This window comes from Bacillus suaedaesalsae (assembly GCF_016890225.1).
Taxonomy (GTDB): domain Bacteria; phylum Bacillota; class Bacilli; order Bacillales; family SA4; genus Bacillus_BS; species Bacillus_BS suaedaesalsae.
This window is the reverse complement of the sequence record NZ_JAFELM010000028.1, coordinates 1-22092: the sequence shown is the minus strand read 5'-3', so window position 1 is coordinate 22092 and position 22092 is coordinate 1. Positions and strand designations below refer to the sequence as shown.

Sequence of the window (22092 nt, the reverse complement as noted above, 5' to 3'; positions counted from 1 at the left end):
AGTTATTTATTTGAGTTAACCTATTTCTGTTGAATAATTGGAAATACGTTGGTCTTAGCAAACTATCAAGCTATACTATAAGTACAAAGGAGAGATACATATGACAGTAAAAGAAGGATTTATCCCAGTAACAGGTGGGAATGTGTGGTATCAAATGCATGAAAACTCATCTAACAATACACCGGTTATTGTGTTACATGGAGGACCTGGTTCTTCTCTTTATTCCATGCAAGGATTACGCGTGCTTGCAGAAGATCGCACGGTTATACTTTATGACCAACTAGGATGTGGAAAGTCTGATCGTCCAGCAGACGATTCTTTATGGAACATTGATCGATTTGTACGAGAATTAGGGCAAATACGTGAAAGTCTATCTCTCGAGGAGTTTCATATTTTAGGACATTCTTGGGGAACAACTCTTGCTGCTGCTTATTATTTAGAAAATCCAGATGGAGTGAAGAGCATTATCTTTTCAAGCCCTTGCTTAAGTGCACCACTGTGGGCAGAAGATCAGGAACGAAATCGTCAGCTTCTTCCAGAAGAAGTTCAACAAACGTTAAAAACATGTGAAGAAAATGGAACGACTGATTCGGAAGAATACAAAGAGGCAACAAAGGTATTCAATCAACACTTCGTTTGTCGATTAAATCCATACCCTGAATTCCTAAAAGAAGGAAAGCAGTATCAAAATCCTCATGTTTATAACATCATGTGGGGACCATCTGAATTTCATGTAACAGGGAATCTTAAAAGTTTTGACTGTACAGGGCAGTTAGCAACAATTAAAGTTCCTACATTATATACATGTGGCCGCTACGATGAAGCAACTCCAGCTTCAACTGAATATTTCCATTCACTAACACCAAACAGCAAATTCCATGTGTTTGAAAATAGTGCACATATGCCGTATATTGAAGAGACAGAAGAGTATGTGAAGGTTATGAGGGAGTTTTTAAACAAAAATTAAAGTAAAAGAGTGTAGTGCATGATATTTCATGCCTACACTCTATTTTTCAACTAATAATCCGTTACCGTTAAATTTCGATCTAAGTAAGATTCAATGACCTCACTAATTTGGAAGGATACTTGAGGTAAATCGTAGTTTTCGAATACATGTTCACATTGTTTTTTATAGGACATCGTTTTATCGTAGTATGCCATATGGTAGTTGATGGCTTCTTCATCGTCGCCACGTTCTTTTTGTCTTTGAATGACCGTGTCTCGATTAGCGGAGATGAACAGTCTGACAACCTGATCTTTATACAAATCTTTTAGTAACTGTGCACCCTCTATATTCAACGTTAAATAAATGACTTTATGTTTTTCAAAAATTCTTCGGATATCAATTTCACGAATTCCGTAATAGTAGCCATGTATATTGACGCTCTCAATAAATTCATCTTGCTCTTTCATTTGGAGAAAGGTTTCTTCTTTTATAAAGTGATAATCCTTGCCGTTCGTTTCATAAGGGCGTGGGGAACGAGTGGTGAACGATGGGACGGTCTCCATGTCAAAAGTAGTGGACACCATGTTGGCTAACGTTTTTCTTCCTGATCCATCTGGACCTGTGTAAATAAATATCATTTCTTTTTCGCTTAATTGATACATAGACTCCTCCTTGAAATAAATTTAGATAATTCTGTAAATAGTATATCATATTGTGTCTTATATTTGTTGCTGATGGATAGAGATTGTTTGAGTTACTAATATATGTGACAATGAGCTAGTACTAGTACAAACGGTTCAGGCAGCTTTTTATAAGACTCTATTTTCTATTTAAAGTTTTATGGTAAAATAGTGACTATTACATAGCCTTCCATATTAAATAGGCATAAATATAAGACCCAGAAAGGTTGAGAAAGAGTGGAACATAATTCCTCCAATTTTATTCGAAATATCATCGTAAACGATTTAGAGACTGGTAAACGAACACATGTGACGACACGTTTCCCACCAGAACCGAATGGATACCTACATATTGGTCATGCGAAATCAATCGTGATTAACTTTGACCTGGCTGATGAATTTAATGGTAAGACGAATCTTCGTTTTGATGACACCAACCCGGTTAAGGAAGATATTGAGTTTGTCAACGCGATTAAAGAGGATATAAAATGGCTTGGTTATGACTGGGATGGGTTGTTTTTTGCATCGGACTATTTCCAAGAAATGTATGAAAAAGCAGTCCTGTTAATTAAGAAGGGCAAAGCGTATGTGGATGATTTATCTGCAGATGAAATTCGTGAATATCGTGGTACGTTAAAGGAGCCTGGAAAGGAAAGTCCATATCGTAACCGTTCAATCGAGGAAAACTTAGACCTGTTTGACCGCATGCGTAAAGGCGAGTTTGGAAACGGAGAGAAGGTATTACGAGCGAAGATTGATATGAGCTCTCCTAACATTAACTTACGTGATCCTGTTATTTACCGTATTTCTCATGCCACTCATCATAACACGGGCGATCAATGGTGCATTTACCCGATGTATGCATTTGCTCATCCGTTAGAGGATGCAATCGAGGATGTAACACATTCGATTTGTACAACGGAGTTTGAAGATCAACGTCCATTATACAACTGGGTAGTGGAAGAATGTGAAATGACTACTACTCCACAACAAATTGAATTTGGTCGTTTAAACATTACAAACGCTGTAATGAGTAAGCGTAAGCTGAAGCAACTAGTGGAAGAAGGAATTGTTGACGGCTGGGATGATCCGCGTATGCCGACGATTTCCGGCTTACGAAGAAGAGGGTATACACCAGAAGCAATTCGTGAATTCGTTAGAGAAACAGGTATCTCTAAGGGATCTGGATTTGTTGATTCTCAAATGCTAGATCATTTTGTTCGTGAGGATTTAAAACTAAAAGCACCACGAACAATGGGCGTATTACGTCCATTGAAAGTTGTAATCACGAACTATCCAGAAGGACAAGTGGAAATGCTGGATGCAGAGATCAATCCTGAAGTTCCTGAGATGGGAATGAGACAAATTCCATTTTCAAGAGAAATTTACATTGAGCAAGACGATTTCATGGAAGACCCACCAAAGAAATACTTCCGTCTATTCCCTGGCAATGAAGTGCGTTTAAAGCACGCTTATTTCATCAAGTGTGAAGAAGTAATTAAGGACGAAGACGGAAATGTAGTAGAAATTCATTGCACGTACGATCCAGAAACGAAAAGCGGAACAGGCTTTACTGGTCGTAAAGTAAAAGGAACACTGCACTGGGTAGAAGCAACTCAAGCTGTACCGGCTGAATTCAGATTATATGAGCCGTTACTAACGGATGAAAGCGAAGAAACGTCTACAGAGGAAACAGAAGTTGTAGAAAAAACGTTCCTAGACCAAATCAATCCGAACTCACTGGAAATCATTAATGGCTTTATAGAACCGAACTTAAAGGATATCGAGCCGCAAACGAAGCTACAATTCTTTAGACATGGATACTTTAATGTCGATCCGAAACATACGACTAAAGATAACATCGTGTTTAATTTGGTTGTTTCGTTGAAGAGTTCGTTTAAACTGTAAAATAAGGTAAGGTAGACCTGCATAGAAGCAGGTCTATTTTTTTGTGTCCGTTAATCACTGAGTAATTCCTCGGGGATAAATGTATTCCGTTTTAACTTAACAATAAATAAACTATAAAATTTAATAATTATTTATTGAATTACGATAAAATATATGTTAAATTTTAATAGACAATAAATTAGTGAGGTGTCTTATATGAAACATGGATCAACACTCTTTTTAAAGATCTCTGTTATATTAATTGGTCTTCCAGTACTTGCTTTGTGTATATTTTTACTGCCGCAAATCGTGATGGAAGCATTTGTGCATGCAAAGGAAGGTGCTCAATTAGGTTATATCATACTTGGAATACTAGGGATCATGTATGTATCGGCTATTCCGTTTTACTTTGCTTTGTATCAAGCGTTTAAGTTATTAAGTTACATCGACAAAAACCTGGCATTCTCAGAATTATCAGTAATGGCACTTAAGAAAATTAAAAACTGTGCTATTGTAATCAGTGTTTTGTTTGTGATTGCCCTGCCATTCATCTTTATCGTCGCAGAGTGGGATGACGCACCAGGTCTTGTATTAATTGGAATGGTCATTGTGGGAGCATCTATGGTTGTTGGAGTTTTTGCCGCAGTTCTTCAAAGACTTCTTAAACAAGCAATTGATATAAAATCAGAAAATGATTTAACGGTCTGAGGTGAATAACATGGCGATAATAATTAATATTGATGTAATGCTGGCGAAGCGGAAAATGAGTGTAACTGAACTTTCGGAGAGAGTTGGAATCACGATGGCGAACCTTTCTATATTAAAAAATGGAAAGGCAAAAGCGATTCGATTATCAACGTTAGAGGCAATTTGTAAGGCATTGGATTGTCAGCCAGGCGATCTTTTAGAATACAGAAGTAAAGAAGACGATCATTACAAGACTGAACAATAGCACTACTTGGCGATAATAAGCTCAAACTAGTAGTTAATGATATAATGAAGGCATAATGTTTTACCAGAAAGGAAGTATGGTACTATGGATCTTGAAACAGTCATGCAGGAGCTCGAAGCACTTGGCAAAGAACGCTCCAAAAAAATGTACATGAGCAATGGAGCTCATGAACCACTTTTCGGTGTGGCAACAGGGGCAATGAAGCCGATTGCAAAGAAAATCAAGAAAAATCAGGCCTTAGCAGAGCAACTATACGCTACTGGGAATTATGATGCGATGTATTTTGCAGGAGTCATTGCAGACCCACAAGCAATGACTGAAGCTGATTTTGACCGTTGGATAGACGGAGCATATTTTTATATGATTTCTGATTATGTGGTGGCGGTAACATTAGCGGAAACTGATATTGCGCAGGAAGTGGCAGATAAATGGATTGCTAGTGGTGAAGAGTTAAAAATGTCGGCAGGTTGGAGTTGTTATTGCTGGTTGCTTGGGAATCGCAAGGACTCTGAATTTGAGACAGACAAGATTAGCCGTATGCTAGATCTAGCATTACAAACGATTCATCATGCTCCAGACCGAGCAAAATCGGCGATGAACAATTTTATATATACAGTCGGAATTTCATATTTGCCTCTACATGAAAAGGCAGTTGAAATTGCGAAAGCAGTTGGTCCAGTTGAAATGAAGAAGGCTGATAAGAAAAGCAGTATTCTGCTCGCTTCTGATACGATTCAAAAAGAAGTGGATAGAGGAAGGATTGGATTCAAACGCAAATACGTAAGATGTTAAGATAGTTGAAGGAAAAGTCGCATTTCTCTAATAAGGGATGCGGCTATTTTATTTATCCAATTTTCACCTTATCTCATAATTCCCCGTCTGTGGGTATCCTTAAACTGTCGGTTTCACTTAAGGAAAACTGATAGTTTAAGCAACTACTAAACTTCTATACTCATAGAAAGACGATATGAAAAAATCGAAACAATTCCTTACCATTAAAGTACCGCGGAATACATGAAAAAGGCGCGCTTTTTGGAAGGAATTTGTTTTGGAAACAAAGGAATTAACTTTTCAAGAAGTACTCGATACAGAGGAGTGGCTACTCCACTATTGCATCAAACAGTTACACATTTTCAAAAACAAAGATGAATTTTACCAGGTAGGACTTATCGGCTTATGGGAAGCATACAAAAGATTTGATCCATCGAGAGGCGTGACCTTCCGAACATTTGCGTATCGAACGGTACGAGGGAAGATGCTGACACTTTTATTAAAAGCAAAGAAATATGAAGACAGACAAGCAACACTAACAGATGCCATGGTTGAACTAACAGAAGATCCTAATCCTGACTTCCCGCTCGAAATAGAAACGATTCTCTTATATTGTGAGGGATTAACAGAAACTCAGAAAAAATGGGTCATTTTGTACTTTGTTGAAGGGAGAGGGCAGAAGGAGATCGCTTCGATAGAGCAAGTAGGGCAAGAAACGGTTAAATCATGGAGACGGTATGCCCTTCAGAAAATACGGAAAAATATTGAATCAATGAAATAAATATAAAACAACCTCTCTTAGTTCGACTAGAGAGGTTGTTTGCTTTTTAAAACATGCCATTTTCATTTGGTGAATCTTCTGGTATCGCTTGTCCAACATCCCACATTTCAACAATTTTGTCATGGTGGAATTGAAAGATATGCACAACGGCTCCTCCAAGGTCATCAGGATTTTGCTTCACATGAGAGTAGACGGAAACCGTATTTCCCTCTTGAATAGCCAATTTAACATCCAATACTTTGTTAGGACTTGCAAGTGCATTGTCTTCCATCGCCATCATGAGAGATTCGGAATCTCCCTTGAAATAGGGATTGTGGTGGCGAAATTCTCCACTTATGTATCGTTCATATGCTTCTCGAACTTTTCCAGATGCTACGAGTTGTAAAAAGGAAACGGCTTTCTCTTTTAGATTAATAGGATCCAACTTTATCATCCTTTCGTTTACTATAGTAAAATTACTTGAAGTGTAAGGTATAGATAAATCGATGTCAAATATATAAATATAAAGGGTATATGGTTCAACCATAGAATCCAAAATGATACCGAAATAATACCATATTCTGAGATCAATTCTTTCGATAGATTATTATGTTATGTTACATTCGATTAAAGGGAAAGATAGTTTGGTAATGGTAGTAATATTTTAATAACTATGAAGGTGTGATTTATGTGTTGAGATGTGCTTGGTGTATGAAAAAGATTAAAGATGATAAACCAGTCTTTGGATTAAGTGTTAAGTTTGCAGATGGTATAGACTACACTGAGTCAGAAGGAACGATTATACAAGTAGGTCTTCGTACTAGGAATACGAGTGTCCCAATGATTGTCACGGCAAAAGGTTCTGATGCTAAAAATGAAGGTACCGATGGAATATTTGCTCTATGTAGTGAGAAGTGTGGAACTAAAATGAAAAGTACACTAACAAAGGAATTATCCTTTAAAGAATTTAAAGATATTTCTCTTGGTTAACCTTACTGATGGTAATAAAAGTGATAGTTTGTAATAATTGTATTCTTTACATATTGGATGAGGTTAGTGGAAAAAGGGGATTGGATCGGTGATATCGATTCGTTGTAACTAAGGAGGAACTTTTATGCTGTTTATGATTATTGTCAAAGCCTCGAAGAATTCGGAAGCCGGAAATCTTCCTAGCTCAGAGCTGAGAGAAGCCATGACGAAGTACAATGAGGAATTAGGGAAGGCTGGCGTGCGGGTTATGGCTAAAGGACTTCATCCAAGTTCAAATGGAATTCGCCTTTCGTATCCAAAACAAGGAGAAAAGCCGGTGGTTACGGATGGTCCATTTACGACACAAATGAATTGATTGCCGGTTTCATTCTGATTGATGTGAAGTCGAGGGAAGAAGCCATCGAATGGGCAATGCAGATGCCGGACCCACAAGGACATGGGGAAGGTCAGATTGAACTGCGTCAAGTATTTGAGTTTCCGGAGCAAATTGATATACAGTAATGCTTTTCTTAATCATGCTAGCCAATGATTATAAAAGAATACTGGACAAGGACTTATCTGATGTTCCTCTACTACCATGAAAATGAATATACTCTCCACACGAACGTTGAACAAAGCAAAAATATACGAATTAGTAAAAAAATGAAGTGATCCACAATACAAAAAACTATAAATCTGTTAGTTGACAGGATTGCCTTTAGACAGCTTAAGGCCATTTTCATTTTCTGTGGTGAAGCCTTAACCTTTTCCCTTCATGAATTGCTATCAGGGGAGTTTACAAGAAGAAAATTTTTTAAAAAGCACTATTCCTAAAGGATAGTAGTTCAGTTTTGAGGTTCAAAATTCAAATTCGCATCAAAAATTGAACTGCTTTTTACGTTGTAGTTCGTATCCCAAACCGTTAGTAAATTAACAAGAGAAATAACACATTATTTTAAAAATACCTTATAATCAAATTAGAAGGATAACGAACAATAGACCTAAACTACGCACTATCGTTAACTATACGGCGTTCGTATGTGAGATTGGAAAAAAAGTTGTGCCCTAATCCAATAAGCACAACTTTTTATCATCTCTAAGGATTTACTGGCGGGAACACGATTGCATCAATTGACCTATCAAATACAGTTACGTCGGCAATATTTTCTTCAGTTCCAAGCCGTTGAACTATAATGCGGTAAATATATGTGCCCGGTAAACCAGGTACATCCGTCCAGGTTATATTGGGAGTATCTTCAATAAAAGGAGCGGTAGTCAATTCTTGTTTCACCTGATTGGTGTGAGTTAAAGAGATTTCCGATATTACAGTTGTATCTCTAAATAAATCATATACTAGCTGATAACCATATCTTTCACCCTCACCAACCGTACTAATTGAAGTATAAGCCATAGAATCTAGTCTTACTCGTTCATTAGGTAAAACTGTAGTAACGCTTACTTGTATAATTTCTACACCAGGGGAACCTGGTGGTATATCGATAGGTAATCTTTCTTGATTAAAAAAGTATTTAGGACAACAATTCATCATTATACCCATTTTATCACCATCCTGTCATATAAATTTACGTTCAAGATAGTATACTAAAAAGTTTTTGTTTTGATTGGACAATCATATCAGCTTAAAACCCCATTTTAGGATGTTACTTTCGGGTCTCTTATATGAGACAGTACGACTCAACTAAGAAAGTAAACATTTAGTTGAAAAGCCGTAATGAATAAATAATTCATTTTGGCTTTTTTATATGATTTTGTAAGTTAAATTGCGCCTAAAATAACAAGACTACAAAATATATTTCATTCTGGTAAAAAGGTATGCTAATTTAACTATGAAAAACAATGAATTATTGAAGGAAGTGCCTTTAAATCAATAAAAAATAATAGCATACGAATAATGTTAGGAATTCGTATGGTAAAAGTGTTGATATTTCTTATTTTGTACTCCAAAACTGAACTACTTATCCTAAAGGATAGTGTTCTTTTCTGTAGAATAATAGTAATTACATTGTCGTTGATAGGGAGAGAAGGAAAGTGGAGTTTGAAGAAATTGGAGAGTTTGCAAATCAAATGGAGATTCAAGAAATCTTAAATTGGTATACTTTATTTTTAGTAGCTGCAGCACTATGCTGCGGAGTATTAGGATTTTTGTTGGCTAAGATAACTAAGAAATTTACTATTGGATTCAATGTCTTATGTGTATTAAGCATAATAAGCTTATTTGCAATCATACGTTGGTTTGATCAAGTTTCAAGAGAAGCATATATGGGTACCATCCCCTGGTTATTCAATATCTCATTTGTACTTATCCTATTTCCAATCTATTTACTTGTAATAAGGTATTTTTATAAGAAGGTATCTACGTAATGTTGGACTAAAGTGAGGTTAGCTATTAGGGGCGTTGAATCGTAAAGGATTAAGTTGAATTATATGCTGATTTGTTGCGATCGTAGGACTGAGGATTTTTATTGTGAAGAAGTATTTTAGTAGGAAAATACATGTAATCAAAGTGTTAGAGACTAAGATATTAATAGCAGTTGTTCTGGAATTATTACTTATGTATTCAATTGTACTTGTATCTAGGTTTCTTCGAAAAGGTTAAAGGGAGTTTAAAAGCTATGTATAATTTATTGATTGTTATTGGAATTGTAGTTTGTATTTGGCAGTTTTTCTTAGCGAAAAAAAAGAAAGTAAAAACCTCCTTACTACTAGCAATTTTATTTAGTGTAATTGTGGTTTTAATGATTTTAGGCGAACTTGCTGTTTTGAAATTATTTGTTCTGGCTATTGCTATTATTCTATGGTTTTTATTTATATGGTCATTCGTCAAGAGATAAAGAACGCTATTCAAGTAAAGGGAGCATGGATCTCCTTCTCATATTGAAGAGGAAAATAGAACTAAATATAGAATTAACTAGTAAAGTAAATAAAAGGGAAATGAAGAATTGATGAAAATTATCATTGAAAAAGCTATTTATTTAGGCATAACCTTTTTAATATTATGTGTTTTGTGGAAAGTAGTAGCTGAGATATGGGATGCATTTGTTCCACTCAACTACAAAACAAATTTGTTGGCTGCCTTTGTTGTTACACCATTAATAATAGTAGTATCGTTTATACTATCCAGTCTTGTTTTCAAATTTATGAGAATCTAAATGATTATTGTTAAAAGAATTATCTGGTAAGGAAAACAAAAGAAGTAATTAATAGTAGGAGGTTAATGAATGGAATTGGATTTAATCAACATATCTTCAATCATTATTGCGGTTTTTTGCGTGTCAATAGCAGTGTTTCAGGTGTTACTTTCACTTGGATTTCCCTATGGTGAATTTGCAATGGGTGGATATTATAAGGTTTTACCTAATAAGTTCCGTATAGTGAGTGTTGTTAATGCTTTGATTCTCATATTTATAGGCTTTGTATTTCTACAACATACGAATATCATTAATGGTTTAGACTTTTTATCTACAAATATATTAGTATGGGTTATTACAATTTTCCTCGGTTTAAATACTATAGCAAATCTACTATCTCGAAGTAAGAAAGAAAGATATATTATGACACCATTAGCTGGTTTTACTTTCATATTATGTCTATTTATTGCTTTATCATAGGATTATTTCTTAATTTTATCATTCTAGTGTAAGTGAGCATGTGTCCGAAAAGGGTCATGCTTATTTTTTTGTATAGCTAGTGTTCGTTTCAACGGAATTAATATAGGAGACAACACATTATAAATACTATTCCAATTTAATAAAGGTTACACTGAGGATGAATTTAATAGGTTGCCGGGTTGCTTGACGATACGAGTGAAGAAGAGGGGAATTACAGATGTCTAATTTGGTTTGCATCATAGGTGCAGGGATTGGCGGATTAACAGCAGGAGCATATTTAGGAAAAGCGGGTTTCGATGTAACGGTAGTAGAAAAGGCGACAACTGTTGGTGGATCTGCAGGCTGGTATGTTCGAAAAGGAAGAAGGTTCCTACCGGAGCAACTATAGCGTTCGGATTAGAAGAGCAAGGATTACTTCGAAGGATGCTGAATGAGTTACAAATTACCCTTCCTGTTGATGAACTAGTACATCCAATGGATGTTATATTATCAGATAGGAAAGTTTCCATCTATAAGGATGGACACCAGTGGGAAAGAGAGCTACAGCAGGCATTTCCTGAAAAAAAGAGTGAGGTTATCGCTTTTTGGGACGAATTACATAAACTTAGTCAGGATGTATTAGCGGTCACGGAAAGTGGGGTATCATTGCCAATTCGGAGAGTATATGATTTTGGCAAACTTCCACGATATGCGATTCATAACCCTGCTTCTATTTTTCGTTTAGCACGATACGCTACATGGACAGTTGAAGACTTCATGAGGAAATTTAAGTTGAATTCATATGAACCTTTAAGAGAGTTATTAAATGCGCAGCTGCTTGATGCTGTACAGATTGACGTGAAAAAAGCGGCCATGCTGCCATCAAGCGTTGCTTTATCTATTTATCGAAAGGGCAGCTTTTCACTAGAATGTGGATTAGGACAACTGTGTAAAGCTTTGGCTGAAAAAATTGAGGAATTGGGTGGAAAGGTTGTGTTAGCGTCACCTGTACAAAACATACATTTTGATGAGCAACAGAAAAAATGGCGTGTTGAAAGTAAGAAATGTACAGCGTCCTTTAACTATATAATTAACAACTCCGGAGTTTCATTTGGAGTGGTACCAGCTATGCAGAGACAGGAGAGTTTACATGGGGAGCATTTCGAGTGGATTCTATTTTGTCAGAAACTATCAAACATGAAAGTTTAAAGAATCGAAAACTTCCGTTTGCTTATCAAATTGTTCCGAAGCACATGAAAGAGGAGTATTCAATTCACAGTCCTATTTACGTTACATTTCATCCTACAAAAGATACACACGGTAATAAAGTTGAGCAAGAAGTAACCATGACGATATCGGTTCATACGCATGCTGACGTATGGAAATCTCATTCGAAAGAAGATTACAAGGTGAAAAAAGAACAACTGACGAACTTCATTATACATGAAGTTGACCGAATCATTCCCGTTAAGAAACACCTTCTATATTCCGAATCGGGCTCACCACGAACGTATGAAAGGTTTATCGGTAAGATGGGGGTAGGTGGTTTTCCGTTAACCGTAAAGAATGCCATCTTAAAGCCAAAAGGCGTACGTTCTCGTCTACCTGGATTTTATATTGTTGGAGAACAAGTTTTTCCTGCCCCAGGTACATTGTCAGCATCACTTAGTGGTTATTATGCTGCACGGGCAATTAACAAAGAACAGGATTTATAAAAGTATGGTAAATATTCTGGAGGTTAATTCTCGAGAGAATGCACATTTAATATCGGTTGAACAATTAGACATGAAATATTTGATGTACTATGTCGCTTTATATTAAATTCCACAAAAGATAGTAAAAGTTGGGTCAATATAAAAGTCGTTCGATCCCAGAAAAACTAGGTTTTGAACTAGAAGGAACCTTAAGAAATGATGATTTATCCGCAGATGGTAGCAAGCTAACTGACACTTGTATTTATTCAATAATAAAGTAAACTTTGTGAAAGAGGATTCCACTTAAATAAATGAAGTGATGATCAATAAGGATTTTCGAACGTTCTTTTTGAAGTATAGGGAAGGTTTGTTTTTGCTCTATTTCCAGAATAAAGGAAATGGAGCTTTTTTGTTGAAAATAAAATAAAGTGCTATTTATTAAGGAGGGGTTGTATGGGTTCTAGATTGATGCATTTAATAATTGGCGAGTTAGTGGCTTCTGAACTTACTTTTCTAAGAAACAAAGGGGAATTTTTAATTGGTTCAATAGCTCCTGATGCTGCTTTCTCATTTGAAAGAAAAGTGAGTACTCACTATTTTGAAGGAAATGTAGTTGAAGGAACTAGACAAGTAAACTACCAAAGATACATTGATACATACATATCAGAAAAAATAGATGATTATTCATTAGGATACTTAACTCATTTAATTTCGGACAGCATGTGGATGGAATATATCTACTACCCATATGAGGTGAAACAGAAGCAAAATTTAGATCCTAATTTTCTACAAAGATGGTATTCCGATTTTAGAAAGATGAATACCAAATTACTTTGCCATTATAATATGATCTACCTAAAGGATTGGTTGAAAATTGATGCTCTCCCAAGATTAATAGACGACATAACCCAAGAAGATCTACAAAAGTTTATAGAAGAAATGTATGTAGACTTCGAAATTATAGAAGAAAATATAGATTGCAAACTCGAAGTTTATAATTTCAAAGATATAGTTGAGTACATAAACTTGTCAAAGTCTAAGGCTATAAAAGTTATTGAAAATATTAACTATTTGGTTCCTTAATATAGTAAAATTCACCTGAAGAGAGATAAAATGAATGTACTAGAATTATTACAAAAATATAATTTGCTTTAGTTTCCTGTAATCTCGAAGGTTAATTAAGGGTAGAAAGAGGTGCTGAGTATGAAAGCTGTATTTCTTGATCGTGATGGGACAATTGGTGGTACTGGTGGTGGCGTACATCCATTTGAATTTTTAATGTATGAATTCTCTGCAAGATCCATAAGACAGCTAAATGAATTAGGAATAAAGGTGTTCCTTTTTACAAACCAAACTAGAGTAGGAAGAGGTTATTTTACTGAAGAAGAATTATTACAAGGTTTTGAGATGATGAAAGATGAGTTAGCAAAGCATGCTGCCTATTTGGATGATATATTCTATTGTCCTCATAAGCCTGAAGATGGTTGTGAATGTCAAAAACCTAATATAGGTCTATTGTTAAAAGCACAAGAAAAATACAATTTAAATCTTAGTAAGTGTTATGTTGTAGGTGATACAGGTAGTTCAGATATGATAGCTGCTAACCTTGCAGGGACAAAAAAAGTCTTAGTAAAAACGGGATGGGGAGAGCATTCCCTCACTACACATCGCGATAAATGGAAAGACGTTGAACCAGATCATATTGCAGTAGATTTAGTGGAAGCAGTTAAATGGATTACTAATGACTTACATAGACTAGCAGAATAACATAATCGCAAAGGAGTATAAAATTGGACGTAAACCAAATAGTATTAAATAATCTTTTATTAAAATTTGACCAAATTAAAAGCAGAATGTTATTCGTTATCGAGCAACTTAATGATGAAAAATTAAATTGGAGGCCGAATGAGGAAAGTAATAGCATAGCAAACTTGGTGTTGCATATTTCGGGCAATATACATCAAAGGATTGAGGCTGGAATCTTAGGTCTTGAAGATAATAGAGATAGAGATGGAGAGTTTGATGTTAATCAAACTTTAAGTAAAAAGGAAGTGATAGAACTAATACAAAGAAATTTTCACTTCCTGGAAGTAACAATTAAGAAGTTAACTTGCGAGGGCCTATTAAGGCTACAAAAAGTTCGAAACAATAATGTAACTGTTTTGGATGTTTTGTTACAATGTTCTACTCATTTTTCGGAACATCTCGGACAGATTTTATACATTGGAAAAATGAAGCTCAACAAAGATTATATTACAACTTCGATACCCAGAAAGAAATAACATTGATGAATTATTAATATGTAAGGTTAAGGTAAAGAAGTAACGTAAAATAGTAAACTAGATAAAGATGGAGGATAAATATGGGCTATATAATGGAATTAAGAAAGTTGGTTGGTAGCCGTCCTCTAATAATGGCTGGGGCTTGTGTGATCCTAATTAATAAAAATAACGAGATACTATTACAACTTCGCAAAGATAATAATTGTTGGGGGTTATCTGGTGGTTCCTTGGAAATAGGTGAGACACTTGAACAAGTTGCGAAGAGAGAACTATTTGAAGAAACAGGGCTAATTGCAAAAAAAATAAAATTATTTAATGTCTACTCTGGAGCTGAATTTTACTATAAGTATCCACATGGGGATGAAGTATATAATGTAGTAGCTGCCTATGTATGTAGTGATTATAATGGTCTATTGAAAAAAGAAGAAAGTGAAGTACAAGAATTGAAGTTTTTTAAGGTCATCGAACTTCCTTCAAACATTAGTCCACCTGATTTACCAATAATAAATCAATTTATAAGTACTTCTTATTAAATTAACGGTAAGTTTAGTGGAAGAAGGAATAACGTTTAGTTTGTTTAATATTAAATATAGAGGTGAAGATAAAAAATGCCAACAGTTGGAGTATTTGCTGCTATATTTGATAATGATGAACGAATATTATTAACAAAGATTAATTATGGGTCAGGAAATTGGACACTACCCGGAGGACATTTAGAAAAGAACGAGTCACCAATCGAAGGTGTTATTCGAGAAGTGTTCGAGGAAACTGGATGTATAGTAGAGGTAGAAAACCTAATATGCGTTTATTCTTCACCATTAAAAGATGATTTGGTACTGTTATTCAAAGTTAAATTAATAGATCAAATAAAATGGAGACCAAATCAAGAAATTGAAAAATTAGCCTTCTTTAATAGAAATGAATTACCGACTCAAATTCATCCCTGGAACATAAAAAGAATAAAAGATGCCTTTAATAATAAATTTAGTAATATTTATATCTTTGATTCATAATTAAAAACATTTGGTGGATTAATTTTATAAGGATTAAATCCACCTACTTATTGAATTTATATAATGAGCTAATGGACAGGATTGTTTAACATTGTAAGACCATAACTGAGGGGGATAGTATGAAACTTAAAACAGTGTTAATTCAGAATATATTATTAGTCATAGGTGTAGCAGCAATTTATGAATTTAGAGCGGTTGAAAGATTATATTCAATGTTTCAATCTCGTGAAAATGGATTTCCAATATTAGATGGAGAAGGTATTGCAATAACCTTTTTAGGCATTCAATTTAATGATGATGGTGTCCATTGGACAGATGCAATGGCAACAGGTTATACATTTTTAACTTTTGGAGTAATTTTAATCATAGCGTCAATGGGTATTCTTTTATGGAAGGTAAGATCAATTTCAAAACCTCAGTAAATATTCTAAAAACAACTCTAAGTAAGATTTTAATCTATTCTAAGTTATTTAGTAACAATTTCTTGTTAACCAGAAGGGTTGCTTGTGAAGAATTATACTTAAAGTAACGGATGTTTTAGTTAAAATCAGAATCTTATGTCACTTCGCTTGAGTTAATGTTAAAATTTAACTTAAAGGGTGAAGGAGTGAAGTTAATAATGTGGTTTATTTTATTGTTCATTCTTGCGGTTTTGTTGATTGCATTTCTTATAGACAAGCGAAATAAAAAAATTAAGAATAATCCTCACATACCAACTAATCCAAATGCCAAGCCTGGTGAAGATTCGAATTATGTAATGGGAGATAACAAAGGTAGTGGTGGAGGGCATTTCTAAAATTAGGTTATTAATCAGTGCGTTGATCTCTTAGAGATTAACGCTTGTTTTTACATAAGGGCATGTATAGTGAAACAAAAACATTTTCATTTAATAATTCATATTAAAGGTGAATATCGAAGGGGATGGTTTAGTGAGTATAGATGACCAAGAAAAAATGCGGAGAAAAGAGCTTGAAAACAATCCTATGGGCAATTACTCTGATGCAATTAACAGTTCAATGATTGGAGATCCTTTAGTATTAGTAAAAGGTGGCTGTCTCACTAAAATTTTTACGGTATTAATAATCATCATAGGATTTGCAATACTGTCACAATGTTCTTATTAAAGTAACAGGAAAGATTTATCTACATATTCCAAATTAGTTAAATATTTACTATGAAACTCATTAATATAAATAATTATATAGTATACTAGAAATCTTGTTACAAAAGTATACATAAGGAGTTTAGCAATGGAAAAGTGGGATTTATTTGATAAGCATCGTAATAAAATAGAGAAACAAATAACTCGTGGAGATGAAATGACACCAGACGAGTTTCATTTAGTAGTACACGTATGTATATTTAATTCAAAAGGTGAAATGCTCATTCAGCAACGTCAGCCCTTTAAGCAAGGATGGCCGAACCTTTGGGATATAACTTGTGGTGGTAGTGCGGTTGCAGGCGATACAAGTCAGCAGGCTGCTTCAAGAGAGTTATTCGAGGAGTTGGGGATTCATTATAACTTTGAAAAGATTCGTCCACAGTTCACTATTAATTTTGAACGTGGTTTTGATGATTTTTATTTAATTGAATATGATATTAATTTAAATGAATTGACGTTACAGGAAGAAGAGGTACAAGCAGCCAAATGGGCTTCTAAAGAGGAAATCATAAAGCTAATCGAATTAAAAAAATTTATACCATATTATGAGAGTATCATTGCGTTTCTATTTGATGGTCGACATCATTATGGCTCTATTCGTCTTTAAACGTGCAATAAATCAAACATATCCATTGTAGTAACGTGAAGAATTGTTGAAAAAGGACATCTAATTGAAAGAGGAATAGTGAATATTCTTATTGAATTAAAGGAGAATGTTATTTTAACAGGGAATAAACAAATTTTTTTACGATAATTTATGGTATTATGATAAATGTAGTATTATTAACAGACAATTTTGTTTATGGAGGCGGTCATTATGACAAACAAAACAAGAGTTCTTATCGTTAAGTTTATAGGGGATAACGCTAAGTAACAGGATTGTTTAGTGTCCCCATATTTGAAAGGGGAAAATCTGTGAAAAAAACTAATATCAAACTTTTAGAAGTGAATGTAGAAAACTGGTATGAATGTTGTAAATTAGAATTATTAAATGAGCAAAAAGAGTATATAGAATCAAATGCAATTTCGATTTCTCAATCAAAGTTCGAACCTACCTTAAAACCTTATGCTATTTATTTTGAAGATAAGGTAGTAGGCTTTTTAATGTATAATTCAGTAAAAGAAGAACTTGATTCTTATTGGGTATATCGAATAATGATTGATAAGAATTTCCAAGGTAAAGGCGTAGGTAAAGTGGCAACCGAGTTAATGATTTCTGAAATAGGTAAATTACCTAATGCCAAAAAAATTGCAGTTGGTTATCATCCGGAAAATAAGGGAGCTCACCAGTTATATTCCAGTTTAGGATTTATTGATAATGGTGACAGGTTTGGAAAAGAAATGGCTGTTATCAAATATATAAATGTGTAGTAATAAAATGCAGAGAAAGGGACCTATATGGTCCCTTTTCTTATTCAAAACTAGAAAATAGAAGTTCTCATTTATAACATTGACCTGGATGGGATTGACGCTATATTTATAGAATCTGTTCAACTAAAGGGGAAGGATAACTTAATAAAGAAGCATATATTTCCTATGTACAATACTATTATGAGCTTAACTATATTGGAATGAAACTTATTCTTATCTAGTTCGTAGATTATTAGTGAGAATTATAAAAGGGGGTGCATATATGAGGAAAATTGGGATTTTTAGTATCGCTGTTTTAATATCCGTCTTTATCTTTATTGCAGGTTATTCGGAAGAAAGTGATAGGAATGTGAAAACAATCCAAACTTATTTGGAAAATGAATTCACAGGACCTAATGATGAACTAATAAATGCACTTGAGCAAGAAAGTGCATATCCGCCTGAATTACAATCGTACTTAGAAGAGAATTATAAGCCACTCGTTACAGACTTAGATAGATTAATTAGATCTAATCTCGTTTTAATTTGGCTAAGAGAAGCAACTGCGAATGGGTATCAATTAAAACCATTACAAATTGAAATTCAAAAGGCAGAAAGCCAAAATAAAGCATACGACTTCGAAGTTAAAGTGGAATACAGCAAAGATGATCAAACTAATACGGAGATTATAACTGGAAGAATTAATATAGATGACAATGGCAAAATCGTATCAATTAGAAATATGAATGGTTTTGAATTGATAGAACATATGAAGAAGTAAGGAAGGGAAACACGAGATGGGCTAGTGGAAATAACGATTAGCAGTATTGAAGCAAGAACTAAATGGATGTCATATCAATGATATGGCTTTTTCGTTCTAATTTGACTAACTCGTAATAATTAACTGTTTCTCTGATTTCTTAATTAGTTTTTATGCTAATCATAGCTCGCTTATTTCATTAAAGGATAAGGATGGTGCAATGAGAACTCGTCATTTCTTATTACGTAGTAGACTCATATGGTACAACAAAAAAAGAGTAGGAAATTTTAAATTTACGGTCTACTCCTTTAATTATTTTAAAATATTGTAAAAAACTCTTTTGTTTTTAGATTTATCTTTATAAAACCATCTGTGGTAAATACGTGATATGTAATAAGTTAACCATATTGTAATAAAGCTCCAATACCATTTCCAATTGTTATACTTAATTATATTAGTGTATTTAACAGCAATTATTTCGAAACCTGTGATTATTGATGTATGGATAAAGAAATAAATTAGTTTTGCAACGTTATTACTCTTTTCTGGATAATATAAATTGAATAATGAACATAAGGCAGGATAAACAAAGTATTCAAATGTAAAGCTAGATTTGATTGCTTTTTTAAAGAATAGACGATTAGGATAAGAAATTAGATTTTTTTCAACTACAAGTAAACCGAAAAGCCATGTAATGACTTGTTTAAACAAAAAGGATATATGAGCTTCCCGTATTCTGTTTTTAGGAACATATTTAATTAATAATAGCAACGTTATGATCCATGCTGATAATTCAATTGATTTATCTACTTTATTATTCATAAGTATCTCACCTCCTTGGATATAGGTTGGCATAACTCTAAATTTTTATGTGAAATTTAATTTATAAAGCATTACGAAGAAACTGTGCATTATTAAAAAGCACCTTTATTAACTACGATGAAAATTAAAATACTCTCCCCTCGAATATTGAACATAGCAAAGAAGACCTTTATGAGTATCGAGACATTTTTATACTACTTAAAAAATTACCACGATGAACTGAATGGTGGAGGTACCTTTTCCCAGAGGAACTTGGTGAGGAATTTATATTTATTGAACGAGAAGAAATGACTCAGAAATAAAAAATAGAAGCAGCTTTCATAATAAGAGAATTAAATAAGCAAGATTGGGAGATGGATCAGTCAGTAATAAAAGTGTGAGATAAATATAGCAAGAAACGTATAAGACGTATTGTTGGCATCGTTGTTTAAAAGTAATTTATTTCGACTAACGGGTATGCTTAGTTGAAAAGAAGTCCTTTAATTACATTACACAAAATCATGTCATATACTAGTATAGCAGCAGGTAATTTGAAGATTATATAGAAATTAAATCCATAGTACATACATAAATAATAGAGTTTATAAGGGGGGAGTTAATGTGTTAATTAAGCCGAAAAAATTGCAGCCGGGAGATCGTGTTGCAACAGTAAGTCCTTCTTGGGGAGGAGCGGGTGAACCGGAACTAAGATGGAGATATGAACAAGGAGTGAATAGATTAGAGGAAATTTTTGGTCTGAAGGTTATCCCAATGCCAAATAGTATGAAAGGAGGAGAATATCTTTATAAAAATCCAAAAGCTCGTGCTGAAGATTTGATGACGGCATTTAAGGATGAGAGTATTAAAGGAATCATCGCAAATATTGGCGGAGAAGATAGTATTCGTTTACTTCCGTATATTGATTTCGATGTGATACGTAAAAATCCGAAAATCTTTATGGGTTATTCTGATGTGACTGTTTCTCATTTATTTTGTCATAAAGCAGGAATTTCTTCTTTTTATGGACCAGCAATATTAACCGATTTTGCTGAAAACGTGGAAATGAATCCATATACGATTGAAATGGTAAATCGAACGATTTTTTCAAATGAGATTATTGGCGAAATTCATCCGGCTAATGAATGGACTAGTGAGCGATTAGAATGGATAGAAGAGAATAAGGAACTCCGACGGACGATGAGAAAAAATTCAGGTTACGAGGTACTTCAAGGATCAGGTGTGGCACAAGGACAATTGATAGGTGGTTGTATTGAAGTCTTAGAGTTTGCAAAAGGAACAGAACTTTGGCCAGAAGAGAAATATTGGGAAAATAGCATACTTTTCTTTGAAACTTCGGAAGACAAACCAGAACCCGATCTAATTAAGTATTGGCTAAGAAATTATGCTGTACAAGGCATTCTAAGAAAAGCAAATGGAATCATTTTTGGTAAACCAAAAGATGAGAAGTATTATGACGAGTATAAAGAAGAAATTCTAAATGTCATGAAGGAATTTGGTCTGGAAGATCTGCCAATTCTTTATAACTTAAATTTTGGTCATACCGAACCGAAATTTATATTGCCATATGGCTCAAAGGCAGAAATTAATTGTGAAAAAAGGACTTTCACCATTTTAGAAAATGGAGTGGAATGATTAACTTACCAATCTCTATTTTTATTTTTGTTAGGGAATTTGCGAGTATTAGAATTGATATGGGATCGTTGATGATTTTTATAGAAGTTAAGCCGAATAATCCTTGAGAGTGAATTTTCCAAGATATTTATAACGGAATTAGTATGAACTTTGTCTCATTAACTAATTTGGTGCGTTGTCCAAGAGCAGGATTAATGCACCTTTTTGTTTGATTCACTTATTGAGCTAAAGGGTAAGGATAGTTGAACAAGGTTAAGATTAGAGAGGTCGTTTATTAAATATAGCTTTTTCTAGTTGGCCAGTTATTCTACTGGTCAATTTTCTAAGATTATATAAAAAAGGCAGTTTATTATTTTTTATTTAAAAGGAGGGGAACAGATGAAAATATTAGATAATTTTTTTAAGATGAAATTTATAGTATTTATTTCTTTTGTAAATTATATCTTCTTTTATTTTTTTCTAATTGGTAATTTAAATTTTAGTTTACAATTTGGTAAGTTTCTAATTTTTCCGTCAATTGTTTCACTTATAATTTCAGTATTGATTGCTTTTCTATTGTACTTGGTTCATAAGAAAAGATTAAATAAATCAATGTATTTTATTGCTATTGCTGAAATAATAATCACTGTTATAGTAATGATTGAAATCTATGAAATCCTGACCTTTATCCTATTCTTCGATTCTTAGAATTTATCAGCATTTTAATCTTACTTGCTATTCAACAGATTGTTTCTAGGGGTGGGAATAAGGAGGAGTTGTTACCACTTAAGCTACAGGAAACAATGGTTGTTGAACTAAAGGGAA

At 33.9% G+C, this 22092-nt stretch carries 29 protein-coding genes and 3 pseudogenes; 28 read left to right on the top strand and 4 right to left on the bottom strand.

Annotated elements, in window-relative coordinates; all coding sequences use genetic code 11:
* The first annotated feature begins 100 nt into the window (after window positions 1-100).
* Window positions 101-967 (top strand): proline iminopeptidase-family hydrolase, encoded by an 867-nt coding sequence (locus JR050_RS09045; RefSeq protein WP_204203182.1) that lies wholly within the window; start codon window positions 101-103, stop codon window positions 965-967.
* Between the two features lie 50 nt (window positions 968-1017).
* On the opposite strand, the gene JR050_RS09040 is transcribed toward JR050_RS09045, so the two are convergent.
* On the bottom strand, window positions 1018-1608 hold the full coding sequence (locus tag JR050_RS09040; protein WP_204203181.1) for a guanylate kinase: 591 nt from the start codon (window positions 1606-1608) through the stop codon (window positions 1018-1020).
* Between the two features lie 255 nt (window positions 1609-1863).
* On the opposite strand from JR050_RS09040, the gene JR050_RS09035 reads away from it, so the two are divergent.
* From JR050_RS09035 to JR050_RS09015, 5 genes are all read left to right on the top strand, one after another.
* On the top strand, window positions 1864-3534 hold the full coding sequence (locus tag JR050_RS09035) for a glutamine--tRNA ligase/YqeY domain fusion protein (protein WP_204203180.1): 1671 nt from the start codon (window positions 1864-1866) through the stop codon (window positions 3532-3534).
* 195 nt (window positions 3535-3729) lie between these two features.
* Entirely contained in the window at window positions 3730-4221 is a 492-nt protein-coding gene (locus JR050_RS09030; RefSeq protein ID WP_204203179.1) for a DUF2975 domain-containing protein, read from the top strand.
* Between the two features lie 10 nt (window positions 4222-4231).
* The gene (locus JR050_RS09025) at window positions 4232-4465 is read left to right on the top strand and encodes a helix-turn-helix domain-containing protein (RefSeq protein WP_204203178.1); all 234 of its coding nucleotides are present in this window, start codon (window positions 4232-4234) and stop codon (window positions 4463-4465) included.
* 84 nt (window positions 4466-4549) lie between these two features.
* A complete protein-coding gene (locus tag JR050_RS09020; RefSeq protein WP_204203177.1) occupies window positions 4550-5257 on the top strand; it encodes a DNA alkylation repair protein in 708 nt (235 codons plus the stop codon).
* Between the two features lie 256 nt (window positions 5258-5513).
* A complete protein-coding gene (locus JR050_RS09015; protein WP_204203176.1) occupies window positions 5514-6017 on the top strand; it encodes a sigma-70 family RNA polymerase sigma factor in 504 nt (167 codons plus the stop codon).
* Between the two features lie 46 nt (window positions 6018-6063).
* On the opposite strand, the gene JR050_RS09010 is transcribed toward JR050_RS09015, so the two are convergent.
* Complete coding sequence (locus tag JR050_RS09010) at window positions 6064-6441, bottom strand: nuclear transport factor 2 family protein (protein ID WP_430392873.1); 378 nt, start codon at window positions 6439-6441, stop codon at window positions 6064-6066.
* A gap of 75 nt (window positions 6442-6516) precedes the next feature.
* On the opposite strand from JR050_RS09010, the pseudogene JR050_RS20295 reads away from it, so the two are divergent.
* The 3 genes and pseudogenes from JR050_RS20295 to JR050_RS09000 form a co-directional block, all read left to right on the top strand.
* A pseudogene (locus tag JR050_RS20295) lies at window positions 6517-6627 on the top strand (HAD family hydrolase); the annotation flags it as partial.
* A gap of 80 nt (window positions 6628-6707) precedes the next feature.
* Complete coding sequence (locus JR050_RS09005; RefSeq protein ID WP_239454236.1) at window positions 6708-6986, top strand: hypothetical protein; 279 nt, start codon at window positions 6708-6710, stop codon at window positions 6984-6986.
* A 124-nt stretch (window positions 6987-7110) separates the two neighbouring features.
* Window positions 7111-7487, top strand: a pseudogene (locus tag JR050_RS09000) (YciI family protein).
* A gap of 574 nt (window positions 7488-8061) precedes the next feature.
* On the opposite strand, the gene JR050_RS08995 reads toward JR050_RS09000, so the two are convergent.
* Window positions 8062-8514, bottom strand: coding sequence for a hypothetical protein (locus tag JR050_RS08995; RefSeq protein ID WP_204203173.1), 453 nt, complete (start codon window positions 8512-8514; stop codon window positions 8062-8064).
* A gap of 500 nt (window positions 8515-9014) precedes the next feature.
* Between JR050_RS08995 and JR050_RS08990 the strand changes: the two genes are divergently transcribed.
* The 18 genes and pseudogenes from JR050_RS08990 to JR050_RS08905 all read left to right on the top strand — a co-directional run bounded on the left by JR050_RS08990 (window position 9015) and on the right by JR050_RS08905 (window position 18855).
* Window positions 9015-9347 (top strand): hypothetical protein, encoded by a 333-nt coding sequence (locus tag JR050_RS08990; RefSeq protein WP_204203172.1) that lies wholly within the window; start codon window positions 9015-9017, stop codon window positions 9345-9347.
* A gap of 251 nt (window positions 9348-9598) precedes the next feature.
* On the top strand, window positions 9599-9817 hold the full coding sequence (locus JR050_RS08985) for a hypothetical protein (protein WP_204203171.1): 219 nt from the start codon (window positions 9599-9601) through the stop codon (window positions 9815-9817).
* 387 nt (window positions 9818-10204) lie between these two features.
* Window positions 10205-10594, top strand: coding sequence for a hypothetical protein (locus tag JR050_RS08980; RefSeq protein WP_239454235.1), 390 nt, complete (start codon window positions 10205-10207; stop codon window positions 10592-10594).
* Window positions 10595-10811: 217 nt separating this feature from the next.
* The gene (locus JR050_RS08975) at window positions 10812-10982 is read left to right on the top strand and encodes an FAD-dependent oxidoreductase (RefSeq protein ID WP_204203170.1); all 171 of its coding nucleotides are present in this window, start codon (window positions 10812-10814) and stop codon (window positions 10980-10982) included.
* Between the two features lie 35 nt (window positions 10983-11017).
* Window positions 11018-11782: a phytoene desaturase family protein gene (locus JR050_RS08970; RefSeq protein WP_204203169.1), complete on the top strand. Its 765-nt coding sequence runs from the start codon at window positions 11018-11020 to the stop codon at window positions 11780-11782.
* The gene (locus JR050_RS08965) at window positions 11752-12288 is read left to right on the top strand and encodes a phytoene desaturase family protein (protein ID WP_204203168.1); all 537 of its coding nucleotides are present in this window, start codon (window positions 11752-11754) and stop codon (window positions 12286-12288) included. The genes JR050_RS08970 and JR050_RS08965 overlap by 31 nt, the downstream gene beginning before the upstream one ends.
* A gap of 140 nt (window positions 12289-12428) precedes the next feature.
* Window positions 12429-12548 (top strand): annotated as a pseudogene (locus JR050_RS08960) (GNAT family N-acetyltransferase); the annotation flags it as partial.
* A 172-nt stretch (window positions 12549-12720) separates the two neighbouring features.
* Window positions 12721-13350: a zinc dependent phospholipase C family protein gene (locus JR050_RS08955; protein ID WP_204203167.1), complete on the top strand. Its 630-nt coding sequence runs from the start codon at window positions 12721-12723 to the stop codon at window positions 13348-13350.
* 120 nt (window positions 13351-13470) lie between these two features.
* A complete protein-coding gene (locus tag JR050_RS08950) occupies window positions 13471-14034 on the top strand; it encodes a D-glycero-alpha-D-manno-heptose-1,7-bisphosphate 7-phosphatase (RefSeq protein WP_204203166.1) in 564 nt (187 codons plus the stop codon).
* A gap of 23 nt (window positions 14035-14057) precedes the next feature.
* On the top strand, window positions 14058-14549 hold the full coding sequence (locus JR050_RS08945; RefSeq protein WP_204203165.1) for a DUF1572 family protein: 492 nt from the start codon (window positions 14058-14060) through the stop codon (window positions 14547-14549).
* 80 nt (window positions 14550-14629) lie between these two features.
* Window positions 14630-15082 (top strand): NUDIX hydrolase, encoded by a 453-nt coding sequence (locus JR050_RS08940; RefSeq protein ID WP_204203164.1) that lies wholly within the window; start codon window positions 14630-14632, stop codon window positions 15080-15082.
* Between the two features lie 75 nt (window positions 15083-15157).
* The gene (locus JR050_RS08935) at window positions 15158-15562 is read left to right on the top strand and encodes an NUDIX hydrolase (RefSeq protein WP_204203163.1); all 405 of its coding nucleotides are present in this window, start codon (window positions 15158-15160) and stop codon (window positions 15560-15562) included.
* Window positions 15563-15681: 119 nt separating this feature from the next.
* Window positions 15682-15984: a hypothetical protein gene (locus tag JR050_RS08930; protein ID WP_204203162.1), complete on the top strand. Its 303-nt coding sequence runs from the start codon at window positions 15682-15684 to the stop codon at window positions 15982-15984.
* A gap of 185 nt (window positions 15985-16169) precedes the next feature.
* Window positions 16170-16358, top strand: a complete 189-nt coding sequence (locus JR050_RS08925) for a hypothetical protein (RefSeq protein ID WP_204203410.1) — start codon at window positions 16170-16172, stop codon at window positions 16356-16358.
* Between the two features lie 133 nt (window positions 16359-16491).
* The gene (locus tag JR050_RS08920) at window positions 16492-16686 is read left to right on the top strand and encodes a DUF6366 family protein (protein WP_204203161.1); all 195 of its coding nucleotides are present in this window, start codon (window positions 16492-16494) and stop codon (window positions 16684-16686) included.
* A gap of 126 nt (window positions 16687-16812) precedes the next feature.
* Window positions 16813-17331, top strand: coding sequence for an NUDIX hydrolase (locus tag JR050_RS08915; protein WP_204203160.1), 519 nt, complete (start codon window positions 16813-16815; stop codon window positions 17329-17331).
* A gap of 308 nt (window positions 17332-17639) precedes the next feature.
* Window positions 17640-18095: a GNAT family N-acetyltransferase gene (locus JR050_RS08910; RefSeq protein ID WP_204203159.1), complete on the top strand. Its 456-nt coding sequence runs from the start codon at window positions 17640-17642 to the stop codon at window positions 18093-18095.
* 262 nt (window positions 18096-18357) lie between these two features.
* Window positions 18358-18855 (top strand): hypothetical protein, encoded by a 498-nt coding sequence (locus JR050_RS08905; RefSeq protein WP_204203158.1) that lies wholly within the window; start codon window positions 18358-18360, stop codon window positions 18853-18855.
* Window positions 18856-19146: 291 nt separating this feature from the next.
* Here JR050_RS08905 and JR050_RS08900 read toward each other — a convergent pair whose 3' ends face one another.
* On the bottom strand, window positions 19147-19656 hold the full coding sequence (locus tag JR050_RS08900) for a CBO0543 family protein (protein WP_204203157.1): 510 nt from the start codon (window positions 19654-19656) through the stop codon (window positions 19147-19149).
* 600 nt (window positions 19657-20256) lie between these two features.
* Here JR050_RS08900 and JR050_RS08895 point away from each other — a divergent pair.
* Window positions 20257-21288: an LD-carboxypeptidase gene (locus JR050_RS08895; protein ID WP_204203156.1), complete on the top strand. Its 1032-nt coding sequence runs from the start codon at window positions 20257-20259 to the stop codon at window positions 21286-21288.
* Window positions 21289-22092: the final 804 nt, after the last annotated feature.

Excerpts from the sequence above, each read along its gene's own strand:
- JR050_RS09045 (WP_204203182.1), top strand. The coding sequence starts at position 101 with ATGACAGTAAAAGAAGGATTTATCCCAGTAACAGGTGGGAATGTGTGG.
- JR050_RS09040 (WP_204203181.1), bottom strand. The coding sequence starts at position 1,608 with ATGTATCAATTAAGCGAAAAAGAAATGATATTTATTTACACAGGTCCA.
- JR050_RS09030 (WP_204203179.1), top strand. The coding sequence starts at position 3,730 with ATGAAACATGGATCAACACTCTTTTTAAAGATCTCTGTTATATTAATT.
- JR050_RS09025 (WP_204203178.1), top strand. The coding sequence starts at position 4,232 with ATGGCGATAATAATTAATATTGATGTAATGCTGGCGAAGCGGAAAATG.
- JR050_RS09020 (WP_204203177.1), top strand. The coding sequence starts at position 4,550 with ATGGATCTTGAAACAGTCATGCAGGAGCTCGAAGCACTTGGCAAAGAA.
- JR050_RS09005 (WP_239454236.1), top strand. The coding sequence starts at position 6,708 with ATGAAAAAGATTAAAGATGATAAACCAGTCTTTGGATTAAGTGTTAAG.
- JR050_RS08995 (WP_204203173.1), bottom strand. The coding sequence starts at position 8,514 with ATGATGAATTGTTGTCCTAAATACTTTTTTAATCAAGAAAGATTACCT.
- JR050_RS08985 (WP_204203171.1), top strand. The coding sequence starts at position 9,599 with ATGTATAATTTATTGATTGTTATTGGAATTGTAGTTTGTATTTGGCAG.
- JR050_RS08980 (WP_239454235.1), top strand. The coding sequence starts at position 10,205 with ATGGAATTGGATTTAATCAACATATCTTCAATCATTATTGCGGTTTTT.
- JR050_RS08975 (WP_204203170.1), top strand. The coding sequence starts at position 10,812 with ATGTCTAATTTGGTTTGCATCATAGGTGCAGGGATTGGCGGATTAACA.
- JR050_RS08970 (WP_204203169.1), top strand. The coding sequence starts at position 11,018 with ATGCTGAATGAGTTACAAATTACCCTTCCTGTTGATGAACTAGTACAT.
- JR050_RS08955 (WP_204203167.1), top strand. The coding sequence starts at position 12,721 with ATGGGTTCTAGATTGATGCATTTAATAATTGGCGAGTTAGTGGCTTCT.
- JR050_RS08950 (WP_204203166.1), top strand. The coding sequence starts at position 13,471 with ATGAAAGCTGTATTTCTTGATCGTGATGGGACAATTGGTGGTACTGGT.
- JR050_RS08940 (WP_204203164.1), top strand. The coding sequence starts at position 14,630 with ATGGGCTATATAATGGAATTAAGAAAGTTGGTTGGTAGCCGTCCTCTA.
- JR050_RS08935 (WP_204203163.1), top strand. The coding sequence starts at position 15,158 with ATGCCAACAGTTGGAGTATTTGCTGCTATATTTGATAATGATGAACGA.
- JR050_RS08930 (WP_204203162.1), top strand. The coding sequence starts at position 15,682 with ATGAAACTTAAAACAGTGTTAATTCAGAATATATTATTAGTCATAGGT.
- JR050_RS08915 (WP_204203160.1), top strand. The coding sequence starts at position 16,813 with ATGGAAAAGTGGGATTTATTTGATAAGCATCGTAATAAAATAGAGAAA.
- JR050_RS08905 (WP_204203158.1), top strand. The coding sequence starts at position 18,358 with ATGAGGAAAATTGGGATTTTTAGTATCGCTGTTTTAATATCCGTCTTT.
- JR050_RS08900 (WP_204203157.1), bottom strand. The coding sequence starts at position 19,656 with ATGAATAATAAAGTAGATAAATCAATTGAATTATCAGCATGGATCATA.